The 24,289-nt window shown below is 41.9% G+C and carries 18 protein-coding genes and 1 pseudogene; 14 read left to right on the top strand and 5 right to left on the bottom strand.

The genetic code is table 11. The features are described 5' to 3' along the window. Window positions 1-208 precede the first annotated feature (208 nt). The 4 genes and pseudogenes from DY200_RS06730 to thiP form a co-directional block, all read right to left on the bottom strand. Window positions 209-1,542, bottom strand: a pseudogene (locus DY200_RS06730) (IS3 family transposase). Window positions 1,543-1,640: 98 nt separating this feature from the next. Beyond that, window positions 1,641-3,059, bottom strand: coding sequence for a sucrose-specific PTS transporter subunit IIBC (locus tag DY200_RS06735; protein ID WP_115587436.1), 1,419 nt, complete (start codon window positions 3,057-3,059; stop codon window positions 1,641-1,643). Between the two features lie 188 nt (window positions 3,060-3,247). Beyond that, entirely contained in the window at window positions 3,248-3,892 is a 645-nt protein-coding gene (gene thiQ / locus DY200_RS06740; protein WP_115587437.1) for a thiamine ABC transporter ATP-binding protein, read from the bottom strand. Further along, window positions 3,889-5,514, bottom strand: coding sequence for a thiamine/thiamine pyrophosphate ABC transporter permease ThiP (gene thiP / locus DY200_RS06745; RefSeq protein WP_115587438.1), 1,626 nt, complete (start codon window positions 5,512-5,514; stop codon window positions 3,889-3,891). Before thiP ends, thiQ begins: the two co-directional genes overlap by 4 nt. Window positions 5,515-5,750: 236 nt before the next feature. Between thiP and ptsH the strand changes: the two genes are divergently transcribed. The 8 genes from ptsH (at window position 5,751) to hypE (ending at window position 15,606) form a co-directional block, all read left to right on the top strand. Next, complete coding sequence (gene ptsH / locus DY200_RS06750; protein ID WP_005598406.1) at window positions 5,751-6,008, top strand: phosphocarrier protein Hpr; 258 nt, start codon at window positions 5,751-5,753, stop codon at window positions 6,006-6,008. 124 nt (window positions 6,009-6,132) lie between these two features. Then, window positions 6,133-7,854 (top strand): phosphoenolpyruvate-protein phosphotransferase PtsI, encoded by a 1,722-nt coding sequence (ptsI, locus tag DY200_RS06755; RefSeq protein WP_115587439.1) that lies wholly within the window; start codon window positions 6,133-6,135, stop codon window positions 7,852-7,854. An 84-nt stretch (window positions 7,855-7,938) separates the two neighbouring features. Further along, window positions 7,939-8,439, top strand: coding sequence for a PTS glucose transporter subunit IIA (gene crr, locus DY200_RS06760; protein WP_005598408.1), 501 nt, complete (start codon window positions 7,939-7,941; stop codon window positions 8,437-8,439). A gap of 184 nt (window positions 8,440-8,623) precedes the next feature. Then, window positions 8,624-10,051: a tRNA (N6-isopentenyl adenosine(37)-C2)-methylthiotransferase MiaB gene (miaB, locus tag DY200_RS06765; protein ID WP_005601898.1), complete on the top strand. Its 1,428-nt coding sequence runs from the start codon at window positions 8,624-8,626 to the stop codon at window positions 10,049-10,051. Between the two features lie 201 nt (window positions 10,052-10,252). Next, window positions 10,253-12,451 (top strand): DNA helicase II, encoded by a 2,199-nt coding sequence (uvrD, locus tag DY200_RS06770; protein ID WP_115587440.1) that lies wholly within the window; start codon window positions 10,253-10,255, stop codon window positions 12,449-12,451. Between the two features lie 203 nt (window positions 12,452-12,654). Beyond that, the gene (gene hypB, locus DY200_RS06775) at window positions 12,655-13,464 is read left to right on the top strand and encodes a hydrogenase nickel incorporation protein HypB (protein WP_115587441.1); all 810 of its coding nucleotides are present in this window, start codon (window positions 12,655-12,657) and stop codon (window positions 13,462-13,464) included. Between the two features lie 11 nt (window positions 13,465-13,475). Beyond that, on the top strand, window positions 13,476-14,591 hold the full coding sequence (hypD, locus tag DY200_RS06780; protein WP_115587442.1) for a hydrogenase formation protein HypD: 1,116 nt from the start codon (window positions 13,476-13,478) through the stop codon (window positions 14,589-14,591). Between the two features lies 1 nt (window position 14,592). Beyond that, the gene (gene hypE, locus DY200_RS06785) at window positions 14,593-15,606 is read left to right on the top strand and encodes a hydrogenase expression/formation protein HypE (protein WP_115587443.1); all 1,014 of its coding nucleotides are present in this window, start codon (window positions 14,593-14,595) and stop codon (window positions 15,604-15,606) included. A 91-nt stretch (window positions 15,607-15,697) separates the two neighbouring features. Here hypE and hypF read toward each other — a convergent pair whose 3' ends face one another. After that, complete coding sequence (gene hypF / locus DY200_RS06790) at window positions 15,698-17,983, bottom strand: carbamoyltransferase HypF (protein ID WP_115587444.1); 2,286 nt, start codon at window positions 17,981-17,983, stop codon at window positions 15,698-15,700. Window positions 17,984-18,217: 234 nt separating this feature from the next. On the opposite strand from hypF, the gene hybO reads away from it, so the two are divergent. From hybO to hybE, 6 genes are read left to right on the top strand one after another with little or no spacing between them, the layout of a single operon-like run. After that, window positions 18,218-19,360, top strand: a complete 1,143-nt coding sequence (gene hybO / locus DY200_RS06795; protein ID WP_115587445.1) for a hydrogenase 2 small subunit — start codon at window positions 18,218-18,220, stop codon at window positions 19,358-19,360. Beyond that, window positions 19,353-20,390 (top strand): hydrogenase 2 operon protein HybA, encoded by a 1,038-nt coding sequence (hybA, locus tag DY200_RS06800; RefSeq protein WP_115587446.1) that lies wholly within the window; start codon window positions 19,353-19,355, stop codon window positions 20,388-20,390. Before hybO ends, hybA begins: the two co-directional genes overlap by 8 nt. After that, window positions 20,383-21,564, top strand: a complete 1,182-nt coding sequence (gene hybB, locus DY200_RS06805) for a Ni/Fe-hydrogenase cytochrome b subunit (RefSeq protein ID WP_005601922.1) — start codon at window positions 20,383-20,385, stop codon at window positions 21,562-21,564. Before hybA ends, hybB begins: the two co-directional genes overlap by 8 nt. After that, window positions 21,561-23,270: a hydrogenase 2 large subunit gene (hybC, locus tag DY200_RS06810; RefSeq protein ID WP_115587447.1), complete on the top strand. Its 1,710-nt coding sequence runs from the start codon at window positions 21,561-21,563 to the stop codon at window positions 23,268-23,270. Before hybB ends, hybC begins: the two co-directional genes overlap by 4 nt. After that, window positions 23,270-23,767: a HyaD/HybD family hydrogenase maturation endopeptidase gene (locus tag DY200_RS06815; RefSeq protein WP_115587448.1), complete on the top strand. Its 498-nt coding sequence runs from the start codon at window positions 23,270-23,272 to the stop codon at window positions 23,765-23,767. Before hybC ends, DY200_RS06815 begins: the two co-directional genes overlap by 1 nt. Beyond that, window positions 23,760-24,263 carry a hydrogenase-2 assembly chaperone gene (gene hybE / locus DY200_RS06820; protein ID WP_164550518.1) on the top strand — a complete coding sequence of 168 codons (504 nt, stop codon included), beginning with the start codon at window positions 23,760-23,762 and terminating at the stop codon, window positions 24,261-24,263. Before DY200_RS06815 ends, hybE begins: the two co-directional genes overlap by 8 nt. Window positions 24,264-24,289 lie beyond the last annotated feature (26 nt).

A 24,289-nucleotide genomic window follows, 5' to 3' on the forward strand; every position in this document is an offset into this window, starting at 1 on the left:
ACTAAAATCTGCAATATCAAGGGGGCGTACCGAGTACGTCCCTTTTTCATGCAATTGATTAGTTATTGGGAATATTCGTACCATCGTTTTCTGTGAAGTTCCGTGTCTTCCGTGAATAAAATTCTATTTGCAAAAAATCGAACAAATTTAACCGCTTGTTACATAAAAAAGCCCCTACTTTGATCTGACCCCAAAAAGTTAGACTGTTTTAATTTAAGGACTGAATTCTGTATTGTACAGGGCTCAGTCCTTTTAATTTCACTTGAATACGCTCATTGTTGTAATAATGAATGTACTCGTGAATCACTTTCTCAAGTTGTTCGAAAGTGTCAAATCGCTTACCAAAGTAACATTCCGTTTTCAATCGCCCAAAAAAACTTTCCATTGCCCCATTATCCAAACAATTCCCTTTTCTCGACATACTTTGTTTAATATGATGTTTTCTCAGCATTTCTTGATAGTCTGCCATCTGGTATTGCCAGCCTTGGTCGGAATGTAAAATCGGTTTAGCGTTCTTAGGCAGTTTTGCGACCGCTTGCTTTAGCATCCGCATCACTTGCTCAAAGTTCGGACTTCTTGCTAAATCATAAGCAAGAATTTCACTATTAAATAAGTCTTTAATGGGGGATAAATAGAGCTTGCCTTCCGCACATTTAAACTCAGTGATATCCGTTACGAGCTTTTCATTTGGCGAGTCTGCGTGAAAATCCTGTTGCAATACATTCTCGGCAATTTTACCCACTTCACCTTGATAAGAACGATATTTCCTCTGCTTACATTTCCCTTTTAAATCAAGCTGTTGCATTATCCTTTGAATACGCTTATGGTTAATCGCACCAAAAAAATCACGTAACTTTAACGTAATACGACGATAGCCATAATTGCCATCATTATCCTAATAAATCTCAATCACTTTCTGCCTCATCACTGCATTTTTATCGATTTTAGGCGGTAAGTGATAAAAGAACGTACTACGTTTTAAACCCGTCAAAGGGAGGAGGATTTCTAAGGGAAAATCCACTCGCAACGTTTTTACGATGGCTGCTTTTGCCGCATTTTTTGTTGGTTGAACTCCCGCAGCTTTTTTAGGTAAGCTACCTCCGCTTCCAGCTCTAAAATACGATAACGTAAGCGTTCTTCTTCAGTTTTAGGTGGAGGAGGCATTTTCGGGTATTTCGGTTTCATTGTCGGACGACCTTTTGGTTTGGGTAATAAGCCGTTTATACCTTGTTCTTCAAAGATGTGCAACCATTGGCTAATCGAACCTGAATTAGCAATACCAAAATGAAGGGAGGCGCTTTCCGCAGAAAATTGCCCTTTTTTGACCGCTTGTATGACGGTTAATTTGAATTCGGGGGAATATTTTTGCTTCTTACCCATCACCGCTAGTCCATTGATTCCGTTGTGATTAAATTGAGCAATCCACCGAGTTAAGGTTTTCTTGGATAATTGAAAATGTCGTTGAGTGAATAAACGTTTTTTATCATTTTGGAGATAAAACTCGATGACTTGTTGTTTGAATAGCGAGTTATATTTAGTCATAAAAAAATCTGCACCTTAATCCGTTGGAGGTTTAGTCCAACTTTTGGGGGGCAGATCAAACCGCAAGATTTAGGGGCTTTTACTATATTCATCACTAATTATTTAGCTTGCGCTTTTTTCACCCATATCGCTGAGATTGAGAACGCAACGATAAATGAAATCGCCATACCTACCGAGTACATCGCAAGGCTGTCCGGCTTAATTGAAGGCACGCCTAAGAAGCCTGCCGCACCTAATGCGATTGCTTTTACGTTAAAGAATGCGATAAACGCAGAAGCTAAGCCAGATCCTGCCATCGCAGCGATAAATGCTTGGCGGTAACGTAAGTTTACACCGAACATTGCCGGTTCTGTAATACCTAATAATGCCGAGATACCGGACGGCACGGCTAAACCGCGTACTTTCGCATCTTTCATTGCGAACGCTACCCCTAAACACGCCGCACCTTGTGCGATGTTAGACATTGCAGCAATTGGGAAGATAAATGTACCGCCGGTATTCGCCATTTCCGCTAATAATTGCGTTTCTACCGCAATAAAGGTTTGGTGCATACCGGTGATTACGATTGGTGCGTAAAAAGTACCGAAGATTGCCCCGCCGATAAAGCCTAAGCTGTCATATAACCAAGTTAAACCCGCTGAAATCGCCGAACCCGCTTCACGACCGAACGGACCGATTACGGTAAACGCCAAGAAACCGGCGATAAATAACGACATCATAGGGGTAACTAAGTTATCCAAATAAGAAGGCACAAATTTACGGAAACCTTTTTCAAGCGTTGCCAATACCCACGCCGAAACGATAGTCGGGATAACCGTACCTTGATAGCCCACTTTTTCGATTTCTAAGCCAAGTACGTTCCAGTATTTGATATTGCCTTCCATTAAGGTTTTTGCGTAGTTCCAACCGTCCGCTAATGCAGGGTGAACTAACAGCATACCGAGCGCCGCACCTAGGAACGGGTTACCGCCGAATTTACGCGTTGCGGAGAAACCGAGTAACACCGGTAAGAAGACAAACGGTGCGTTTGCAATCGTATTGATAAAATCAATCAGATCCGCAAATTGCGGATATTTACTTGCAACCGACTCACCTTCCCAGAAGAAACCGACCGAAGTCAGCATCGAGTGGATACCCATCAGCAAACCGCCTGCCACGATAGCAGGAATGATCGGCACGAAAATATCCGCTAAGCCTTTCACTAAACGTTGTAATAAGGGTTGGTTTGCCGCACCTGCCGCCGCCACTTCGGAAGTGCTCATATCGCCGATACCCATTTGTTTTTGCATTTCGGCGTGTACTTTATTTACCGTACCGGAACCGAAAATAATTTGGTATTGACCGCTGGTTGAGAATTGACCTTTAACGCCTTCGATATTCTCAATCGCTTGTTTATCCACTTTTGCCTCGTCCGCAAGCGTTAAACGCAAACGTGTCGCACAGTGCGCAAGCGTGGTAATGTTTTCTTTGCCACCGAGCTTAGCAATCGTTTGCTCGGCAATTTTAGGGAAGTTCATAGTTTGCCACCTATTTTTATATAAAAAATTAAATGCACTTATTCTAACTAAAACGGTTTAGCTAAAACAGAAAATTTTGCTAAAACGTTTTAGTTTTGTCGATTAGATCACAATTTTAGTAAATTCAGCCCTTTGCATAGTATAAAATACATACAGAAAATAATGAATTAAGTAAAAAGTAAAATCAGTTAGACAATTAATTTATCCGTTAAAACTTTTCCGTTTTCAATCGTCAAAATACGATCAAATAACGATTTACTTTCTTCAAATTGGTGAGTGACCATCAATAAGGTTAAATTTTGTTGTCGGCAAATCTTTGCCACTAACTCTTGCAGTTCGTTTCTACGTTTTGGATCCAGTGCCGAAAACGGCTCGTCGAGCAGTAAAATCGGTTGCTTGCGTAATAAGGTTCTTGCCAATGCCACCCGCTGTTTTTGTCCGCCGGAAAGCTGATCCGCTCGTCTATTCAGTAAATCGGCAATCCCCATCTGTTCGGCAATTTGTCGAACCTGTGTTTTTTGATCCTTATTAAGTTTTAAACTCGGAATTAACGCCAATCCGATATTCTGCTCGACAGTTAAATGCGGAAACACGTTATTATCCTGAAACAACATTGATACCGGGCGTTCCGCCACTTCCGTTGCGGTATGGTTGCAAGCATTCAGCCAAATTTGACCACTTGTCGGTATTTCAAATCCGGCAATCAAATTTAATAAAGTGCTTTTGCCCGCACCGCTTTCCCCGACAATCGCCACACGTTGTCCTTGCGGCACTTCTAATACAAAGTGCATCGGAGTTTGTTCATAATCAAAACGAACATTCAAGCGAATCATTTGATTTTCTCTTTCTGTGCTATAAATAAAAACGGCAATAATGTGAATAGCATCAATACTAAAGCGGTTACCGCCGCATCTTCGGTTCGGTAGCTCCCTAGCTGTTGATATAACAAATAAGGCAGCGAACTGAAATCCGGGCCGCCGAAAAAAGCAATCACTGCGAAGCTGCCCAAACTGGAAGATATCGCTAAAGCAAACGCACTGACAAGCGGTCTGATTAAGTAATTTTTTTCCACAATCCACCAACGGCGGAATCCGCTCAACCCTAAACTACGCGCTAATTTATCTTGTGCGGTAAGCGAATGCCACATCGCGGCAAAAATAAGGCGATAAATATAGGGTAATAAGGTTAAACCGTTACAAATCCCGACTAACCATAATAAATGCGATGTGCTTAATTCAACATCCATCAATAATAGGAATAAACCGACCGCTAATAGAAATACCGGTAAAATCAAAGGATAAGTCGCAACACCGTTCAAAATACCGTATTGCCATTTTTGATGTTTAAATGCCAATTGTCTGGTTTCCAAGGCTAGTAAATAGGCAATAAATAACACCGAACAAGAGGCAATCAGACTGAGTAAGAATGAAAACCAAGCGGCTTCCCATAACGCCGAATTTAGCAATCGCTCACTGAAATTGGAAACGGAAATACCGGACCAAACCACACTGGCAAGCGGTAAAATAATCAATAAACTTTGCAACAGCAGTACGATTTGTAATCCTTTCTTTTGCCACCCCAGCGGTTTGGGCTTCCAAATCATATCCACTACCGGCGTATATTGTTTGGCGTTGTTAAAGGCATACTTGGCGGTAAAGTCCATTAGCAGTTGCAACAAGATACCTACCGCTAATTGAACCATAATCAATATAACCGCTTTTGCAAAATCAAACTCAAAAGTCACCGCTTGATAGATAGCGACTTCCAATGTGCTGTATTTCGGACTACCGCCTAACATTAGCACGATAGGGAAACTGGTAAAACAAATTAAAAAGACGTTTGCAAAAGCATAGGGTAAAGTCCCGCTTAACATCGGTAATTCGACGATCTTAAAATAAGACCAGCCTTTCAGATTCATTTGTGCGGCTAAACGATGTTGGCTGCTTGGAATAAGAGTTAAACTCTCCACACAATATTTTGTCACTAACGGCACATTAAAAAAAACATGGGCGAGCAAAATGCCTTGTAAACCATACAGTTGAAATTGCCACTCAATACCCAACCATTTTAGAAATGCCGCCATCCATCCCGAATTTCCCCAAAATCCGATTAATGCGAAAATAACCACAAGCGAAGGTAACGCCCAAACAAAGGAAAGAATTTTATACAGATAAGATTTTCCGATAAAGTCCAAATAAAAAAACGCTCTGGCTAATAAAACGCCTAACATACAGGTAAGAACCGCCGATAATCCGGCCTGTAAAAAACTATATTTTAAAATCGGTAATACATCGGAAACACTCCACATACTGTCGTCTTGTCGATGTGCCATTAATGCAAACAGGCTCATGGCATAAATCGCAACAATCGCGAGATACACCAACCAAGCACTACATTTGGATAAGGAACGAGACGGATTTTCCTTTGCCGTAAACGGATGAATAATTTTTAACATGTTCTCAACTATTTTTTACGCAATCGTTTAATTAGCGCTTATTTCCCGAAATTGACGTGAGGCAAAATTCACTCCTTTTGATTAATTAATACGCGTATATTTAATATTTATCAAAAGATTTTCAGGTTTTAAGCGTGTTTTTAGATCTTTTTTGTAGTAAAGTTAGCACAAATAGTAATGGGTTTTAATTACTTAAACCGATTTTTTTCACTTTAAAAATTTAAGAGGAATCTTATATGTACTCAAAAGACGTTGTTATTACTGCACCTAACGGTTTACATACTCGCCCTGCAGCAGAGTTCGTTAAAGCGGCTAAAGGTTTTGCATCGGATATTACGGTAACTTCCGGCGGTAAAAGCTCAAGTGCGAAAAGTCTGTTTAAACTCCAAACATTAGGTTTAACGCAAGGTACGACAATCACTATTTCTGCAGAAGGTGAAGACGAGCAAAAAGCGGTTGATTTCTTGGTGGATTTAATTCCTACTTTAGAATAATTTCTTTCCGTTTCTTATTATGTTGTAAAGCAGCCCTATTGCCTTTCCTATTAAAAAAATAGGGATGGAATAGGGTTGTATTGTGCTATATGAGCATTTAATCACTTTTAGACAAGGACATATTATGATTACAGGTATTGCAGCTTCTCCGGGTGTCGTGTTTGGTAAAGCGCTCGTATTAAAAGAAGAACCTATTGTACTTAATACCCAAAAAATCACAGCGGATCAAATTGAAGCTGAAAAAGCCAAATTCTTTGCCGGTCGTGAAAAAGCGGCGGCACAATTGACTGCGATTAAAGAGAAAGCCAGACGCACGCTCGGCGAGGAAAAAGAAGCGATCTTTGAAGGTCATTTAATGATCTTGGAAGACGAAGAACTTGAAGAAGAAATTCTCGGTTATATTGCGGATAATCTCGTTACCGCCGATGTTGCGGCAAGTAAAGTTATCGATATGCAAGCGTCGATGTTAGCGGAAATTGATGACGAATACTTGAAAGAACGTGCAGGCGATATTCGTGATATCGGTAACCGTTTATTACGTAATATTTTAAATATGCACATCATCGACTTAGGTGATATTCAAGAAGAAGTCATTTTAGTCGCTTACGACTTAACGCCTTCCGAAACCGCACAGTTAAACTTAGATAAAGTGTTAGGTTTTATTACCGATATCGGCGGTCGTACTTCTCATACTTCAATTATGGCTCGCTCGTTAGAGCTTCCTGCCATCGTCGGTACAAACGATATTACCGCTCGTGTTAAAACCGGCGACACGTTAATTTTAGATGCGGTAAACAACCAAATTCATATTAATCCGTCCGAAGAAGCACTTGCCGAATTTAAAGCGGTTCAAGAACGTGTCGAAGCTGAAAAAGCGGAACTTGCCAAATTAAAAGATTTACCGGCGGAAACCTTAGACGGTCATCGTATCGAAGTTGCGGGTAACATCGGCACTATTCGTGATGTGGACGGCGTCTTACGTAACGGCGGCGAATCGGTCGGTTTATACCGTACCGAATTCTTATTTATGGATCGTAGCGAATTACCGAGCGAAGAAGAGCAATTCCAAGCGTATAAAGAAATCGTTGAAGCGATGGACGGTAAACAAGTTGTATTACGTACCATGGATATCGGCGGCGACAAAGAATTACCGTACTTAAACCTACCGAAAGAGATGAATCCGTTCTTAGGCTGGCGTGCGGTGCGTATCGGTTTAACCCGTCGTGAAATCTTAGATACGCAATTACGTGCGGTATTACGTGCTTCGGCATTCGGTAAATTGGCGGTAATGTTCCCGATGATTATCTCGGTTGAAGAGATTCGCGAATTAAAAGCGATCGTTTCCGGACTTAAAGAACAGCTCCGTGCGGAAGGCAAAGCATTCGATGAGAACCTACAATTAGGCATCATGGTTGAAACGCCGTCTGCAGCGGTAAATGCTCGCCACCTAGCGAAAGAAGCGGACTTTTTCAGTATCGGTACGAACGACTTAACTCAATATACCCTAGCGGTTGATCGCGGTAATGAGATTATTGCGCATTTATATAATCCGTTAAGTCCATCAGTATTGAACTTAATCAAACAAGTGATTGACGCCTCACATGCCGAAGGTAAATGGACCGGTATGTGCGGTGAGTTGGCCGGTGACGTTCGTGCAACCGCATTATTACTCGGTATGGGCTTAGACGAGTTCAGTATGAGTGCGATTTCCGTCCCTCACGTGAAAAGACTTGCTCGCTCGATTAATTATGCCGATGCGAAAGCATTAGCGGATGAAGCTTTAGCACAACCGACGGCTGCGGATATTGAAAAGCTGGTCAATGATTTTTACGCTAAACTGAACTAATTTTCAATAAATGGCATACAAAGACAAGATTCTCGTATAGAATGTACGGGTATTTTGTCTATTATTAAAATAACGGAGATTTCTATGGGCTTTTTCGACAAATTATTCGGCTCAAAACAAGCAGCCGCAAAAGAGGTTAAAGTATATTCTCCTCTTTCAGGTGAAATCGTAAACATCGAAGACGTACCGGACGTGGTATTCTCAGAAAAAATCGTAGGTGACGGTGTTGCTATTCGTCCGAATTCAGATACCATCGTTGCACCGGTAAACGGTACAATCGGTAAAATCTTTGAAACCAATCACGCATTTTCAATCGAATCGGAAGAAGGTGTTGAATTATTCGTTCACTTCGGGATTGATACGGTTGAATTAAAAGGTGAAGGCTTCACACGTGTGGCGCAAGAAGGTCAATCGGTAAAAGTCGGCGATCCGATTATTAAATTTGACTTGGAATTACTTGAAGGCAAAGCTAAATCGGTACTGACACCGGTCGTAATTTCCAATATGGATGAAATCAGCAATTTAGATAAAAAAGTCGGTCAAGTTGTTGCCGGCGAAAGTGTTGTATTAACCTTAACCAAATAATTTCATTCAACAAAGAAAAGCATATGCCACGGTACTATATCGTGGCATTTTTGTTTGCTAATTTTATTTAGTTATAGCGAAAAAATAAGCAAACGGGTACAATAAACCGAATTTGTGCGTAAAGGGATTCCTCTTTACGCTTTTATTTTTAACTTATTGATATATTTATTATTTTCTAAAAATTATGGCGAAATTGCATATTACGACTTGGGGCTGCCAAATGAATGAGTACGACTCATCCAAAATGGCGGATCTTTTAAATTCCACACACGGCCTAGAACTGACCGATAAACCGGAAGAAGCGGACGTTTTATTACTTAATACCTGCTCAATCCGCGAAAAAGCGCAAGAAAAAGTCTTCTCGCAACTTGGTCGTTGGAAAAACTGGAAAAAAGATAAACCGGATCTGATTATCGGTGTCGGCGGTTGCGTAGCGTCGCAAGAAGGCGAACATATTCGTGATCGTGCGCCGTTTGTTGATATCGTATTCGGTCCGCAAACATTGCACCGTTTACCGGAAATGATCAACAAAATCCGTGGCGGTGACCGTGCGATCGTCGATATTTCTTTCCCGGAAATTGAAAAATTCGACCGCTTGCCGGAACCGCGTGCCGAAGGCCCGACCGCTTTCGTTTCCATTATGGAAGGTTGTAATAAATACTGCTCGTTCTGCGTAGTGCCTTACACTCGTGGTGAAGAAGTTTCTCGTCCGGTGGATGACGTATTATTTGAAATCGCACAATTAGCGGAACAAGGCGTACGTGAAGTGAACTTACTCGGTCAAAACGTGAATGCTTATCGCGGTGAAACTTTTGACGGTGGAATTTGCACATTTGCAGAGCTACTGCGTTTAGTGGCGGCGATTGACGGTATCGACCGTGTACGCTATACCACCAGCCACCCGATTGAATTTACCGACGACATTATTGAAGTTTATCGTGACACGCCCGAATTAGTGAGCTTCTTACACTTACCGATTCAAAGCGGTGCGGATCGCGTATTAACCATGATGAAGCGTAACCACACGGCATTAGAGTATAAAGCGATTATTCGTAAGTTACGTGAAGTTCGTCCGAATATTCAAATAAGTTCGGACTTTATCGTCGGCTTCCCGGGTGAAACGGCGGAAGACTTCGAACAAACCATGAAAGTGATCGAGCAAGTAAACTTCGATATGAGCTTCAGCTTTATCTACTCTGCTCGTCCGGGTACACCGGCGGCGGATTTGCCGGATGATATTTCGGAAGAAGAGAAAAAAGCGCGTTTAGCTCGTTTACAACAACGTATTAACCACCAAGCAATGCAATTCAGCCGCGCAATGTTAGGTACGGAACAACGTGTATTGGTGGAAGGCCCGTCTAAAAAAGACATTATGGAATTAACCGGTCGTACCGAAAACAACCGTATCGTGAATTTCCAAGGTACACCGGATATGATTGGTAAATTCGTGGATATTAAAATCACCGACGTTTATACCAACTCATTACGCGGTGAGGTGGTGCGTACCGAAGACGAAATGGGTTTACGTGTCGTAGAATCTGCGGCAAGCGTTATCGCACGTACTCGTAAAGAAGACGATCTCGGTGTCGGAAAATATGTAGTCAATCTATAATACTCATTCAAGCAGATCTTATTAAATTAAGATCTGCTTGTTTTTCATATACAATTCAACTCTCGCATATTCACTCTTATAATATCCCTCCCTTCTAATCGGAATCTTTATATACTTTGCAAATCTTTTATCAAATTCGACCGCTTTGATCTATAATAGGATTAACTGTATAAACGAACATTAATTAAATACGAGGCGGTAATGGATTTTTCTTTATTATTAGACGGTTTAAATGATAAGCAGCGAGAGGCTGTCGCTGCGCCGTTGGGCAATTATTTAGTATTGGCGGGAGCCGGTTCCGGTAAAACACGAGTACTGACCCATCGTATTGCATGGTTAATCGGTGTAGAAAACGTACCGGAATCGAATATTCTAGCGGTCACCTTTACCAATAAAGCGGCAGCGGAAATGCGTCATCGTATCGAACATACCCTTTCTTCCAGCAGCCATCACCGCCTGTTCGGTATGTGGGTTGGCACGTTCCACAGCATTGCCAACCGTTTGTTACGCTCGCATTATCTTGATGCCGATTTGCCGCAAGATTTCCAAATTATGGATAGTGAAGATCAGCAGCGTTTACTTAAACGTTTGTTAAAGCTGCATAATATTGATGAAAAGCATTTCCCGCCGAAACACGTAGCGTGGTATATCAGTGCACAAAAAGATAAAGGTAAACGCCCGAAAGATATTGAGCATCATAACGACCCGAACGAGAAGAAATTAGTTCAAATCTACCAAATCTATCAAAATGCCTGCGATCGTGCCGGTCTGTTGGATTTTGCCGAATTATTGATTCGCGCTTATGAACTTTTCCGAGACAAACCGCCTATTTTACAGCGCTATCAGCAACGTTTTCAGCAGATTTTGATCGATGAGTTCCAAGATACCAACAATATTCAATATGACTTAATCCGTCTGCTTGCCGGTGAAACCGGTAATGTGATGATTGTCGGCGATGACGACCAATCGATTTACGGCTGGCGTGGTGCGCAGGTTGAAAATATTCAGCGTTTCTTAAACGATTATCAAAAAGCGGAAACCATTCGTCTTGAGCAAAATTACCGCTCAACCGGTCATATTCTCGCTACGGCAAACGAATTGATTTCCAATAACGAAGACCGTTTGGGTAAGAATTTATGGACGGATCAAGGCGACGGCGATCCGGTTGAAATTTATTGTGCTTTCAACGAATTGGACGAAGCCCGTTTTGTTGCCTCACAAATCAAACAATGGAAAGAAGACGAAGGCAGCCTAAACGAATGTGCGGTGCTATATCGTAGTAACAGCCAATCTCGTGTAATTGAAGAAGCATTGATTCAAGCCAATATTCCGTACCGTATTTACGGCGGTATGCGTTTCTTCGAGCGTCAAGAAATCAAAGATGCGTTAGCCTATTTACGTTTAATTGCGAATCGCCAAGACGATGCGGCATTTGAACGAGTGATTAACACACCGCCAAGAGGAATTGGCGAACGCACCTTAGATACGATTCGTCAAATTATTCGTAATCGCCAAATAACCTTGTGGCAAGCGATTCAAGTGGCTGTGCAAGAAGAACAGCTTTCCGGCAGAGCCGCTTCCGCCTTACTACGTTTTGTCGAATTGATTAATGCGCTCGAGCAAGAAACCGAGCAAATGCCACTGTTTGAACAAACCGATTTTGTAATAAAAAAATCCGGTTTATACGAAATGTATAAACAAGAAAAAGGGGAAAAAGGCGAAGTTCGTATCGAGAACTTAGAAGAGTTGGTCACAGCTACCAAACAATTCAGCAAGCCTGACGAAGCGGAAGAAATGTCGGATCTCACCGCATTTTTAACTCACGCTTCATTAGAAGCCGGCGAAGCGCAAGCCTCTCCGCATCAAGATTATGTCGAATTAATGACGTTACATTCGGCAAAAGGCTTAGAATTCCCCCGTGTATTTATGGTGGGTGTGGAAGAAGGAATCTTCCCGAGCGGAATGAGCTTTGACGAAGGCAGACTGCAAGAAGAGCGCCGTTTGGCTTATGTCGGCATTACCCGCGCGAAGAAAAAATTGACGATTAGTTATGCCGAACTCAGACGTTTATACGGCAAAGAAGAGCGTCATATCGCTTCTCGTTTTATTGCCGAATTGCCCGAGCAGCATATTCGCGAAGTACGTTTGAGAGGCTCTATCAATCGTGCGGCAAGTTTTGCCCAAAGCACGCCTTTTGCAAAAAATTCGGCAAAAACGACCGCTTCTTGTTTAGAAGACAATAGCTGGAAAATGGGGCAAAAGGTGCAACACGCTAAATTCGGACAAGGCACGATTGTTAATGTGGAAGGCAGCGGCGAAGCGACCCGTTTGCAAATCGCCTTTGCAGGTAACGGTATTAAGTGGTTGATTGCTAAGATGGCAAATTTAGAGAAAATTTAAACCGCTTGATATAGAGTGAATATCGGCATATATGATTTATTCATATATGCCTTTTTTCTATTTAATAAAAATATCTCCGCTATCTCTTATATACCTAATTCAGGCTATTTTATGGGTATTGTGATCCTGATCAACTTAGCCGAATTGAAAGTATAGTCTAATCTCTATAATGATCATCATACCTTGTAGTTAGGGAGATAAATATGTGTTCGACTTGCGGATGCGGTAGTGCTCAAGTAAGAATCGGAGAATTGCCGCACACTCATTCTAATGATGGAAAAATTCTCTCAATACCTCAACATTCCAACCCTTTCGTTATCAACGGCATTGCCGAAATACAAAAACCGGATACGGCAAACGTTCAAACTCGCTTACTTAAAATCGAACAGGACGTATTAGGCGAAAACAATCAATATGCACGTTTAAATCGTGATTTCTTTAAACAGAACAATATCTTGGCGTTAAATTTAGTTTCCAGCCCCGGTTCCGGTAAAACGACATTACTCGCTTCTACACTCACTTCTTTGAAAGAACGTAAGCAATGTTATGTAATTGAAGGCGATCAGCAAACCGAAAACGATGCGAATCGAATCAGAGCGACGGGAGTGCCGGCATTACAAATTAATACCGGCAAAGGCTGTCACTTGGATGCCAAAATGGTGTTAGAAGCGTTAGCAAAACTGCAACCGAATCCGAACAGTACCGTATTTATCGAAAATGTCGGCAACTTGGTATGTCCTGCCGAATTTGATTTAGGCGAGTTTGCGAAAGTAGCGATTCTCTCGGTAACGGAAGGCGAAGATAAGCCGCTGAAATATCCGCATATGTTTATGGCGGCTAAATTAATGATTATTAATAAAATAGATCTCCTGCCTTATCTCAATTTCGATTTGGAAAAATGTATTGCCTATGCAAAACAAGTGAATCCGAATATTCAAATCTTTTGTCTTTCCGCCACTTCCGGTGAAGGTATGGAAACGTGGTTGGACTGGTTGGAAAGTCAGACGGCTTAAGGAATTATAGAATGCAATTTGTCGATGAATTTAGAGATCCCGTTCTGGCTCGTAAATTAATTACGCATTTACAGCAATTAATGCAAAAGTTGCCGCAATTCAGTAAAAAACGGCCGCTTTATTTGATGGAAGTATGCGGCGGTCATACCCATACGATTTTTAAATTCGGTTTAGATCGTATTTTGCCGGAAAGTATCGAATTTATTCACGGTCCCGGTTGTCCGGTATGCGTATTACCGATGGGGCGAATTGACGTATGTATTGAAATTGCTCTCCGCCCCGATGTTATTTTTTGTACTTTCGGCGATGCAATGAGAGTAAAAGGCAGACTAGGTTCTTTATTGGATGCCAAAGGACAGGGTGCAGATATTCGTATCGTCTATTCGCCCTTGGATGCTCTTAATATTGCTCAGAAAAATCCGGATAAAAAAGTGGTTTTCTTCTCACTCGGCTTTGAAACGACGATGCCTAGTACGGCGATAACGTTACAACAAGCTAAAAAGCAACAGGTCAATAACTTCTTTATTGTGTGCCAAAATATTACGATTATTCCTACACTGCGAGAATTATTACGCCAAGAACAAGTATTAATCGACGGTTTTATCGCACCGGGTCATGTCAGTATGATTATCGGGACAACGCCTTATCAACCGCTTGCCGAGCAATATCATAAACCATTCGTTGTGACCGGCTTCGAGCCGTTGGATTTACTGCAAGCGATCGTGATGTTGGTCGAACAATTCGTTGAAAATCGTTGTGAAGTTGAAAATCAATACAAACGTATTGTACCGTCGCAGGGGAACCTTATCGCACAACAGGCAATGCAAGAAGTCTTTCAACTGAAAAAAAGCAGCGAATGGCGAGGATTAGGTGAAATTGCGGAATCCGGTGTCGAACTTACCGAGCAATATGCGCAATTCGATGCCGAAAAACATTTTAATACGCATGTACATGCCGTGGCGGATGATCCGTTAGCTCGTTGCGGAGATGTGCTTACCGGGAAATGTAAACCGAGCGATTGCCCTTTATTCGGTCAAAAATGTAATCCGGATAGCGCTTACGGCGCATTAATGGTTTCTTCCGAGGGTGCTTGCTCGGCTTACTATCAATATCGGAGAGAAATGTAAGATGAACGATATGATTACTATGTCTCATGGAAACGGCGGATTATTAATGCAGAAACTAATCCGAGAATACTTTATGGAAGCGTTTGATAATCCTCTGCTTTCGCAGGCGGAAGATCAGGCTCGCCTGCCTTTAACCGCTTTAACGTCACAAGGCGACCAACTCGCTTTTAGTACCGATAGTTTTGTTATAGATCCGATCTTTTTCCCCGGAGGGAATATCGGTAAATTGGCAGTATGCGGCACAGTAAACGATGTTGTGGTAAGCGGTGCCGTTCCCCTTTACCTTTCATGCGGTTTTATTTTAGAAGAAGGTTTCCCGCTCGAACAGTTAAAGCAAGTCATTAGCGAAATGGCAAATTGCGCTAAACAAGCCGGAATCCAAATCGTTACCGGTGATACTAAAGTAGTTCCGAAAGGAGCGGCAGATAAAATTTTCATTAATACCAGCGGTATCGGAGTTATCCCGTCTCATATTCAGTGGGGTATGCATCAAATTAAAGCGGGCGATAAAATTCTTGTCAGCGGCACATCAGGCGATCACGGCGCAACGATCCTAAATTTACGAGAGAAACTCGGTATTCAAACGGATTTGATTAGCGATTGTAATGTCCTAACGCCGTTAGTCGATTTACTACGCCCGATAGACGGTATTAAAACCCTCAGAGATGCAACCAGAGGCGGGGTTAATGCGGTATTACACGAGTTTTCGCAAAGTAGCGGACTCGGTATGCAAATTTATCAAGACGATTTACCGATTCGCAGCGAAGTAAGAGGTATTTGTGAGTTGTTAGGCTTGGAAGCGATAAACTTTGCCAATGAAGGAAAACTCGTCATTATCGTTAGTGCCGAAGCGGCACAAGCTGCATTATCTGCGCTACATTCGCATCCGCTCGGTAAAGATGCTGCAGTTATCGGCGAAGTCATTGAGGAGAAAAAAGTACGCCTAATCGGCTCATTCGGGCAAAGCCGCCTATTAGATCTACCGACTATAGAGCCTTTGCCTCGTATTTGCTAACTATAAAAAATCCGTAATATTACGCGGCGATTGAACAAACGGTATTTATAAGGGCGAATATAATTCGTCCTTATTTATATGAATACTAATACTAATAATAACTTGCGATTACCGCCTGCCCTAGAGCTATACCGCCGTCCCCCATCGGAAATTCATGCCCCGCCAATAGTTTTAAATCACCTAACATCGGTTTAATTAAATAACGCAATAATCGGTTATGCCATACGCCGCCGGATAATACGATTGTTTTGATATGATATTTATCCGCTTGTGAACATGCCAAGTTCGCTAATCCTTGAGCTAACGAATAATGAAAAATCCATGCTTTTTCGGCTTCGGACACATCCAAAGCCAACCAATCCGACCAAAAATCCGCTAAGTTTAATTGATTATGTTCATTTAATGAGATAGTAATGCCGTTACAATGTGTTTCTCCCGTTTGAGCATACTGCCAAGCAAGATTTTCCAATTTACACGCCGCTTCGCCTTCCCAAGTTATCCGATCGGTTACAATACCTAAAGCATAAGCTACCGCATCGAATAAACGCCCTGCGGAAGAAATCAACGGCGCGTTAATGTTAGCTTCAACCGCTCTCACTAAAGGCTGCCAATTTTTATCTCGTATCAGTTCTATGATTTTTTCATTATTTTGCCAATTTGGTACAAAGGCTAAACAATGTGCAAGAAAACTGCGCCATGGTTGTTTAGCGGCAATATCTCCGCCAATCAACGCCACTTGAGGCAATCCGCCTAAATATTGACTACCGTTTTGAGAAACCAATAAACATTCCCCGCCCCATAATTGGGAATGCTCCCCCATTCCGATACCGTCTAATGCCAAACCGATAACTTGTTCTTGCAAACAATTATGTTCCGCCAATACGCTAACGATATGCGCGTGGTGATGTAACACCTCGATCAACGGAATATGATATTTTTCGGATAAAGTCTTTCCCAGTTGATGCGTAAAATAACCGGGGTGTGCATCAACAGCGATCAAATCGGGAGTAAATTGATAAATTTGTTCGAATAATGCGATATTATCAATTAATTGCTGTTGTATTTGTTCATTCTGCATATCCCCTAAGTGTTGGGTAATCACGGCATTTTTCTTACGTAATAAACAGAACGTATTTTTTAAATCGGCACCTAATGCCAAAATATTCTTATCGTTCTCAATAGATAAAGCGGTTTCGTTAGGCACATAACCGCGCGCTCTACGTAACGTTTCTTTACCGTCAAACGATACTCTAACCAGCGAATCGTCCGCTCGTTGCACAATATCTCGATTATGCAGCAACCAGTAATCGGCTAAATCCGCTAACGAATCAAGAGCATCTTGATTATTAAGCGCAGGGGGTAATCCGCTACGGTTTGCACTAGTCATAACCAATGGCATATTCACTTCATGCATAAGCAAATGCTGTAACGGATTGCTAGGTAACATAACGCCGATTTCGGCTAAATCGGGAGCGACTAAATCGTGTACTCCGCGCACTTTATGCTTTGCTAATAACACTATCGGTGCCGCACTACTTTGCAATAATAAACGTTCTTCTTCAGCTAATTCCGTTAGCCAATCAAGATTAGGTAGCATTACAGCAAAAGGTTTACTCGGTCTTGTTTTCCGACGGCGTAATAAATCGATCGTTTTCGCTTGGGTCGCATCACAAGCCAGATGAAATCCGCCTAATCCTTTAACGGCGACAATGCAACCTTGACGTAATTTTTCGACCGCTTCTAAAATTGCGGAATAGTGTTGCGTAATCCGCTGTGTTCTATCGCAGAAAATGATATGCGGTCCGCATTCGGGACAAGCGTTAGGCTGTACGTGGAATCTTCTGTCCGCCGGATCTTTATATTCCTGCTTACAGACAGGGCAAAAAGCAAAATCACGCATGGAGGTGTTATGGCGATCATAAGGTATCGAACGAATAATCGTAAAACGAGGACCGCAGTGAGTACAATTGGTAAACGGGTAATGAAAGCGGCGGTTATTTATATCAAAGATCTCATTAAGACAAGCGGGACAAGTCGCCGCATCCGGAATCACTTGGGTATCCATTTGACTGTTTTCGCTTTCACGAATTAGGAATGCATTCGGATCAAGTATCGAATCCCACTCGGTAGGTTGAATTTGTAATGAAGTAATCTGTGCCAATGGCGGAAGTTTATTTTGTAGATCATATAAAAAGGCATCGAGTTTTTTCGTTTCGCTCTCGGTTAATATTCTAATCAAAACACCTTGCCCGTCATTATTTACATCGCCGTATAAATGGTGTTCATTTGCCAATTGCCAAACGAACGGACGAAAACCGACACCTTGTACCTTTCCTTTTACTCGAATTTCAATACCGTTATACGCCGAATTCCCCATGATGATTTCCCCACTTCAAACAACTTTACTTTTGTTAAACTAACCGACGGTAAATTAATACTCCCCGTTCAAGAAAACAATGATTCTTATCAATAAATACCCCCTTCTACAGCAATCTACCCATTCAGGTGTAATTTCTTAAAAACCTTAATTTTTATGAGATAAATCAAATTTATTGCATATTAAAGAGCCTATGATTAGCCCATATATAAAGTGTGTATTTAGGAGTGAAATATGCAACGATATGATGACCTGTTTTCTGCCCTTACCGATGTTTCTCGTCGGGATTTTATGAAATTATGTACCGCCTTAGCCGCAACGATGGGGTTAAATGCTAAAGCAAGCGCAGAAATGACTAATGCCTTAACCAGCCCGCAACGCCCTCCGGTAATTTGGATTGGCGCGCAAGAATGTACCGGTTGTACGGAATCTTTATTACGTGCGACGCACCCTATTGTAGAAAACCTTGTATTGGATTTGATTTCTCTTGAATATCACGAAGTGCTATCGGCGGCTTTCGGTGACCAAGCGGAAGATAATAAACATAATGCAATGCATAAATATAAAGGTCAGTATATTTTAGTCGTGGACGGTTCTATTCCGGTGAAAGACGACGGTATATATTGTATGATTGCGGGTAAACCCGTTTTAGAACATATCAAAGAAGCCGCTAAAGATGCGATGGCAATCATTGCTATCGGTTCGTGCGCTGCGTGGGGCGGCGTTCCTTCAAGCGGTAATAATCCGACCGGTGCAAGCAATTTATCCGATATTTTACCGGGTATGCCTATTATTAATATCCCGGGTTGTCCTCCTAATCCTCATAATTTCTTGGCGACCGTCGCCTATATTATTACCTATAAAAAATTACCGAATATGGACAAACTTAATCGTCCGTTATTCGCTTACGACAGACTTATTCACGAAAACTGTTATAGAAGACCGCACTTTGATGCGGGAAGATTTGCACGCGAATACGGCGATGAAGGACACCGACAAGGTTGGTGTTTATACCATTTAGGCTGTAAAGGTCCGGAAACTTACGGTAACTGTTCAACCCTTGAATTCTGCGATGTCGGCGGTAATAACTGGCCGGTCGGTATCGGTCATCCTTGCTACGGCTGTAATGAACAAGGCGTCGGATTTACCAAAGGAATTTTCCAATTGGCTACGGTGGAAAACCCGACACCAAGAGTGGATAAGCCGAGTGTAAATATCACGGAGGGAAGTCCCGCCTCAAAAACCGTTATCGGTTTACTCGGCGGAGCCGCCGGGGTACTGACCGGGGTGAGTGTGATGACGTTACGCAGTTTGAGTATTCAACATAAAGCTCAACAACAAGCTTCAAATAATTCTCGGGAACAATATCATGAATAGACGTAAGTTTCTAAAAGTAGGCATCGGCGGCGGATTAGCTTCCGGTCTTACACCGAGCGTTGCTAACGCTAAAGCGGAAAATCGTCCTCGGATACCGACTGCCGTCGGTATGTTGTACGATTCTACGCTTTGTGTAGGTTGCCAAGCTTGTGTCGCCGAATGTCAGAATTTAAATAAAACGGCGATTAATCCTGTCGGAGAGCAAACTTGGTCGAATAACGATAAACTATCACCTTTCACACGAAACATTATTCAAGTTTGGTCAAACGGGGAAGGTAAATATAAGGATCAAGTCAATAACGGTTACGCTTACATTAAAAAACAATGTATGCATTGTGTTGAGCCCAATTGCGTAACAGCCTGTCCGGTGCAAGCGCTGACTAAAGACGAAAAAACCGGTATCGTTAATTATGATCCCGATATTTGTACCGGTTGTCGTTATTGTATGGTTGCCTGTCCGTTTAACGTACCTAAATACGACTATAACAATCCGTTCGGCGAAATCAGCAAATGCGAACTTTGTAACCAAAAAGGATTGGAACGTATTGATAAGGGCGAGAATCCGGGCTGCTGTCAGGTTTGTCCGACCGGCGCGATTATTTTCGGTAGCTATAACGACTTATTAGCCGAAGCTAAACGCCGTCTGACGTTACTGAGAGGGACGGAGTATGACTACCCTCGTCAAACGGTAGATAGTAAAGATACTTATAAGGCTAAAGTACCTCTATATCAACAACATATCTACGGAGAAACCGAAGGCGGCGGTACGCAAGTATTAGTACTTAGCGGCGTTCCGCATGAAAATTTAGATTTACCTCAGTTGCACGAACTGGCGACAGGTACGCGAGCGGCACATTTACAGCATACCTTATATAAAGGCATGATCTTACCGCTAGTCGCTTTGGCGGGTCTAACCGCAATGACTTATAGAAGTCTGCATGCGGATAAAATCGAAGCTAAAAAACAGGAATGGAAATTAGCTCGCGAACAGATGAAAGTAGAAGAAGAGAAGGAGGATCACCATGGCTAAAGCTCGTCCTCTCGGCGGTCGTTTAATATCAATCCCCGTATTGGTATTCGCACCGCTTGCCGCTATTTGCGCTTTATTAATATTACGTCGTCTGATTTTCGGTATCGGTTCCGTGACCGAACTGAACGGCGGTTATCCCTGGGGGTTATGGATCGGTTTCGACTTATTGGTCGGAACGGGATTGGCCTGCGGAGGTTGGGCGTTAGCATGGACGGTATATGTCTTTAATAAAGGTAAATACCATCCTTTAGTACGTCCCGCATTGTTAGCCAGCTTATTCGGATATACCTTAGGCGGCTTATCCATTACTATCGATATGGGGCGTTATTGGCATCTGCCTTATTTTTTCATGCCGGGACAATTTAATACCTCTTCCGTATTATTTGAAACGGCGGCATGTATGACCGTCTATATATGTGTCGTAACCTTAGAGTTCGCACCGGTCATTTTAGGTTATTTCGGTTTGAAAAAATGGTTCGATAAGCTGAATAAAATCATGTTTTTCTTAGTTGCGTTAGGCGCTTTATTACCGATGATGCACCAATCCTCAATGGGTTCTTTGATGATTGTTGCAGGTCATAAAGTACACCCTGTATGGCAAAGTTACGAAATGCTGCCTATCTTTTCGTTATTTACCGCATTTATTATGGGCTTCTCCATTATTATTTTCGAAGGCTCATTAGTAAAAGCGGGATTAGCGGGAAAAGCACCGGACGAAAGACATTTATTCACACGTTTAGCCAGAGTAGCGGCAATTCTAATCGGATTATTTATCGTCGTTCGTTTCGGAGAGTTAATTTATAACGATAAGTTACATTACGTCTTACAAGGCGATTTCTATTCATTAATGTTTTGGTTGGAAGTAAGCTTAATGTCCCTACCTATTTTCACATTATTCTTAGGCGACAAATTTTCCGATAGCCGTTGGTTGTTTATCTCGGCACTTTGTATGATCGGCGGCTCGGCATTATGGCGTATGAATTATTCCATCATTATGTTTGATCCGGGCATGGGGTACGATTACTTCCCGTCGGCTCCGGAACTATTAATTTCAATCGGTTTTATTTCTATTGAAATTTGCGCCTATATATTAATTGTTAGATTATTCCCTGTATTACCAGTTATCCAAGAAGCACATCAAGAAAATAATATTCAATCCGGAGTGAGAGCATGACAACTAAACAACGTATTACTATCGACCCTGTTACGCGTATCGAAGGTCATTTACGTATCGATTGTGAAATCGAAGACGGAAAAGTCACCAATGCTTGGTCATCAGGTACCATGTGGCGAGGCATGGAAAATATTATTCAGGGAAAAGATCCTCGCGATGCTTGGATGATTATGCAACGAATTTGCGGCGTTTGTACGACGGTACACGCTATTGTCAGCGTGAGAGCAGTGGAAGACGCAATCGGTGCGAAAGTACCGCTAAATGCGCAATATATTCGCAATATGATTTTAGCCGCACATACGATGCATGACCATATCGTACATTTTTATCAACTTTCCGCAATGGACTGGGTGGATATTACTTCTGCGCTCGAAGCCGATCCTGAAAAAGCGGAAGCGATGTTGAAAGGTGTTTCCACATGGTCGCTGAATAGTGCAAACGAATTCCGTAACGTGCAAAATAAATTAAAAGCGTTGGTTGCAAGCGGGCAATTAGGTATTTTTGCCAACGGATATTTCGGTCATCCGGAGATGAAGTTACCGCCGGAAGTAAATTTAATTGCGGTCGCTCACTATTTACAAGCGTTGGAATGTCAGCGTGATGCCAACCGTATCGTGGCGTTATTAGGTAGTAAAACCCCTCATATTCAAAACTTAGCGATAGGCGGCGTTGCGAACCCGATTAACTTAGACGCCCAATCCGTACTCAATTTAGAACGGCTAATGTTCGTGAAAAGTTGTATAGACAAATTGAACGATTTTGTGAACCAAGTTTATAAAATCGATACCGCCGTTATTGCCGCACATTATCCGGAATGGTTACAACTAGGAAAAACATCACGTAACTATTTATCCGTACCGGAATATCCTTTAAATGAAGATAATACGAAATTCGTACTTTCCGGCGGTTACATTGAAAACGGAGATTTATCTACTTTCCGCAATATTGCTGACTATAAAGACGAATTTCTCTTAAAAGGGATTAAAGAAAGCGGCAAACATGCTTGGTATGAAGATGATGAAGCTTTAGAACCGTGGGCGGGATTAACCCGTCCTAAATATACCGGATGGCAAGAAGACGGAAAATATTCTTGGGTAAAAGCCCCTTCTTTCTATAATAAAGTCGTTGAAGTCGGTCCTTTAGCTTATCTTATGTGCGGATTGGCAACCGAAAACAAATTAACCGTAAAACACTTCAATGAAGTGAAAAACTTATATAAAACTCTCACGCAAAACGAATTATCCGTTGATGATTTGCATTCTACCTTAGGACGAATCATCGGACGTACCGTACATTGTTGTACGCTTAACGATTTACTTGTTCAACAATGGCAATTGCTGATAGAGAATATCGGTAGAGGCGATACCGATGCTTACTTAAAAGCGGAAATTCCGCCGACAGGCGAATTTAAAGGTGTTGGTTTTAGCGAAGTACCGAGAGGTATGCTATCTCATTGGATTGTAATCAAAGACGGTAAAATCGCGAATTATCAAGCCGTAGTACCGTCCACTTGGAACTCCGGTCCGCGCAACCAAAACGATGAAATGGGACCTTATGAGCTATCTTTAATCGGTACGCCTGTTGCTGATCCGAAGAAACCGTTAGAAATCGTTCGTACGATTCACTCGTTCGATCCTTGTATGTCTTGTGCCGTACATGTCGTTAATACCGAAACGGACGAAGTAACCGAGGTTAAGGTACTATAATGAAACCGTTAATCTTAGGAATCGGAAACATTTTATTAAGCGATGAGGGTATCGGTGTCAGAGCAGTTCAGGAACTGGAACAAAAACCGGAACTTACGGCGTTCTTAGATATTGTTGATGGCGGAACATGCGGAATGGAACTCCTCGATTGTATCGCCAATCGCAAACATCTGATTATTATAGATGCGGTACTTGCCAACAAAAATGCGGGAGAAATTATCGTATTGCACAATGAAAAAATCCCGACATTTTTTTCACGTAAAATATCGCCGCATCAGCTTGGTATTTGCGATGTATTATCGGCATTGACCTTAACGGAAGAATTGCCTGAACATCTATGCCTAATCGGCATCCAACCGGAATCGTTGGAATCCGGAATCGGATTAACTAAAACAATAGAAAATGCGTTTCCGTCTATTTTTCATTGTTTAGCGCAACAACTGGCGGCTTACGGATTTAATGATCCGTTATTACTTCGAGAGTTGGAAAATGTATAGACACCAAAATACATCAATCGATAGCCCATTATCCGAAGTAATGGGGTTTAACGACAATCCGGGAGTATTATTTCGAAAGGAGATGGAAAAAATATCCGCTAATATGCAGGATTTACCGTTTTATCGGCACGATATTCCTTGTTTCACACCTAATTTCGTTTTGTATGAAGGACAATGGATAGGTTCCGTTTTAACACCTTGGATGATAAGTATCGTCATTATCCCAGGACCGGAACAATTATGGGAAGGAAGAACGGTTGGAGATAAGCTCGGCTTACAATTGCCCTATAAAGCAATGACGTTTACCGTAAGTAGTATCGACTCAATACCGCAGTATTTAAGTTGTTCGTTACTCTCTCCGATTGATCCGAATTTAACCGCCGAACAAGCGGTCCAATTAACGAAAGATTGCTTAACAATGTTACTGTCGTTACCTATAAAACAGCAGGTGCCTGATATAAGTAAACGTAATATTTTTAGTGCCATGTTAAAATAACCCATCTAAAAGAATAGGAAAATTAT

This window comes from Actinobacillus lignieresii, assembly GCF_900444945.1.
GTDB classification, from domain to species: Bacteria; Pseudomonadota; Gammaproteobacteria; order Enterobacterales; family Pasteurellaceae; genus Actinobacillus; species Actinobacillus lignieresii.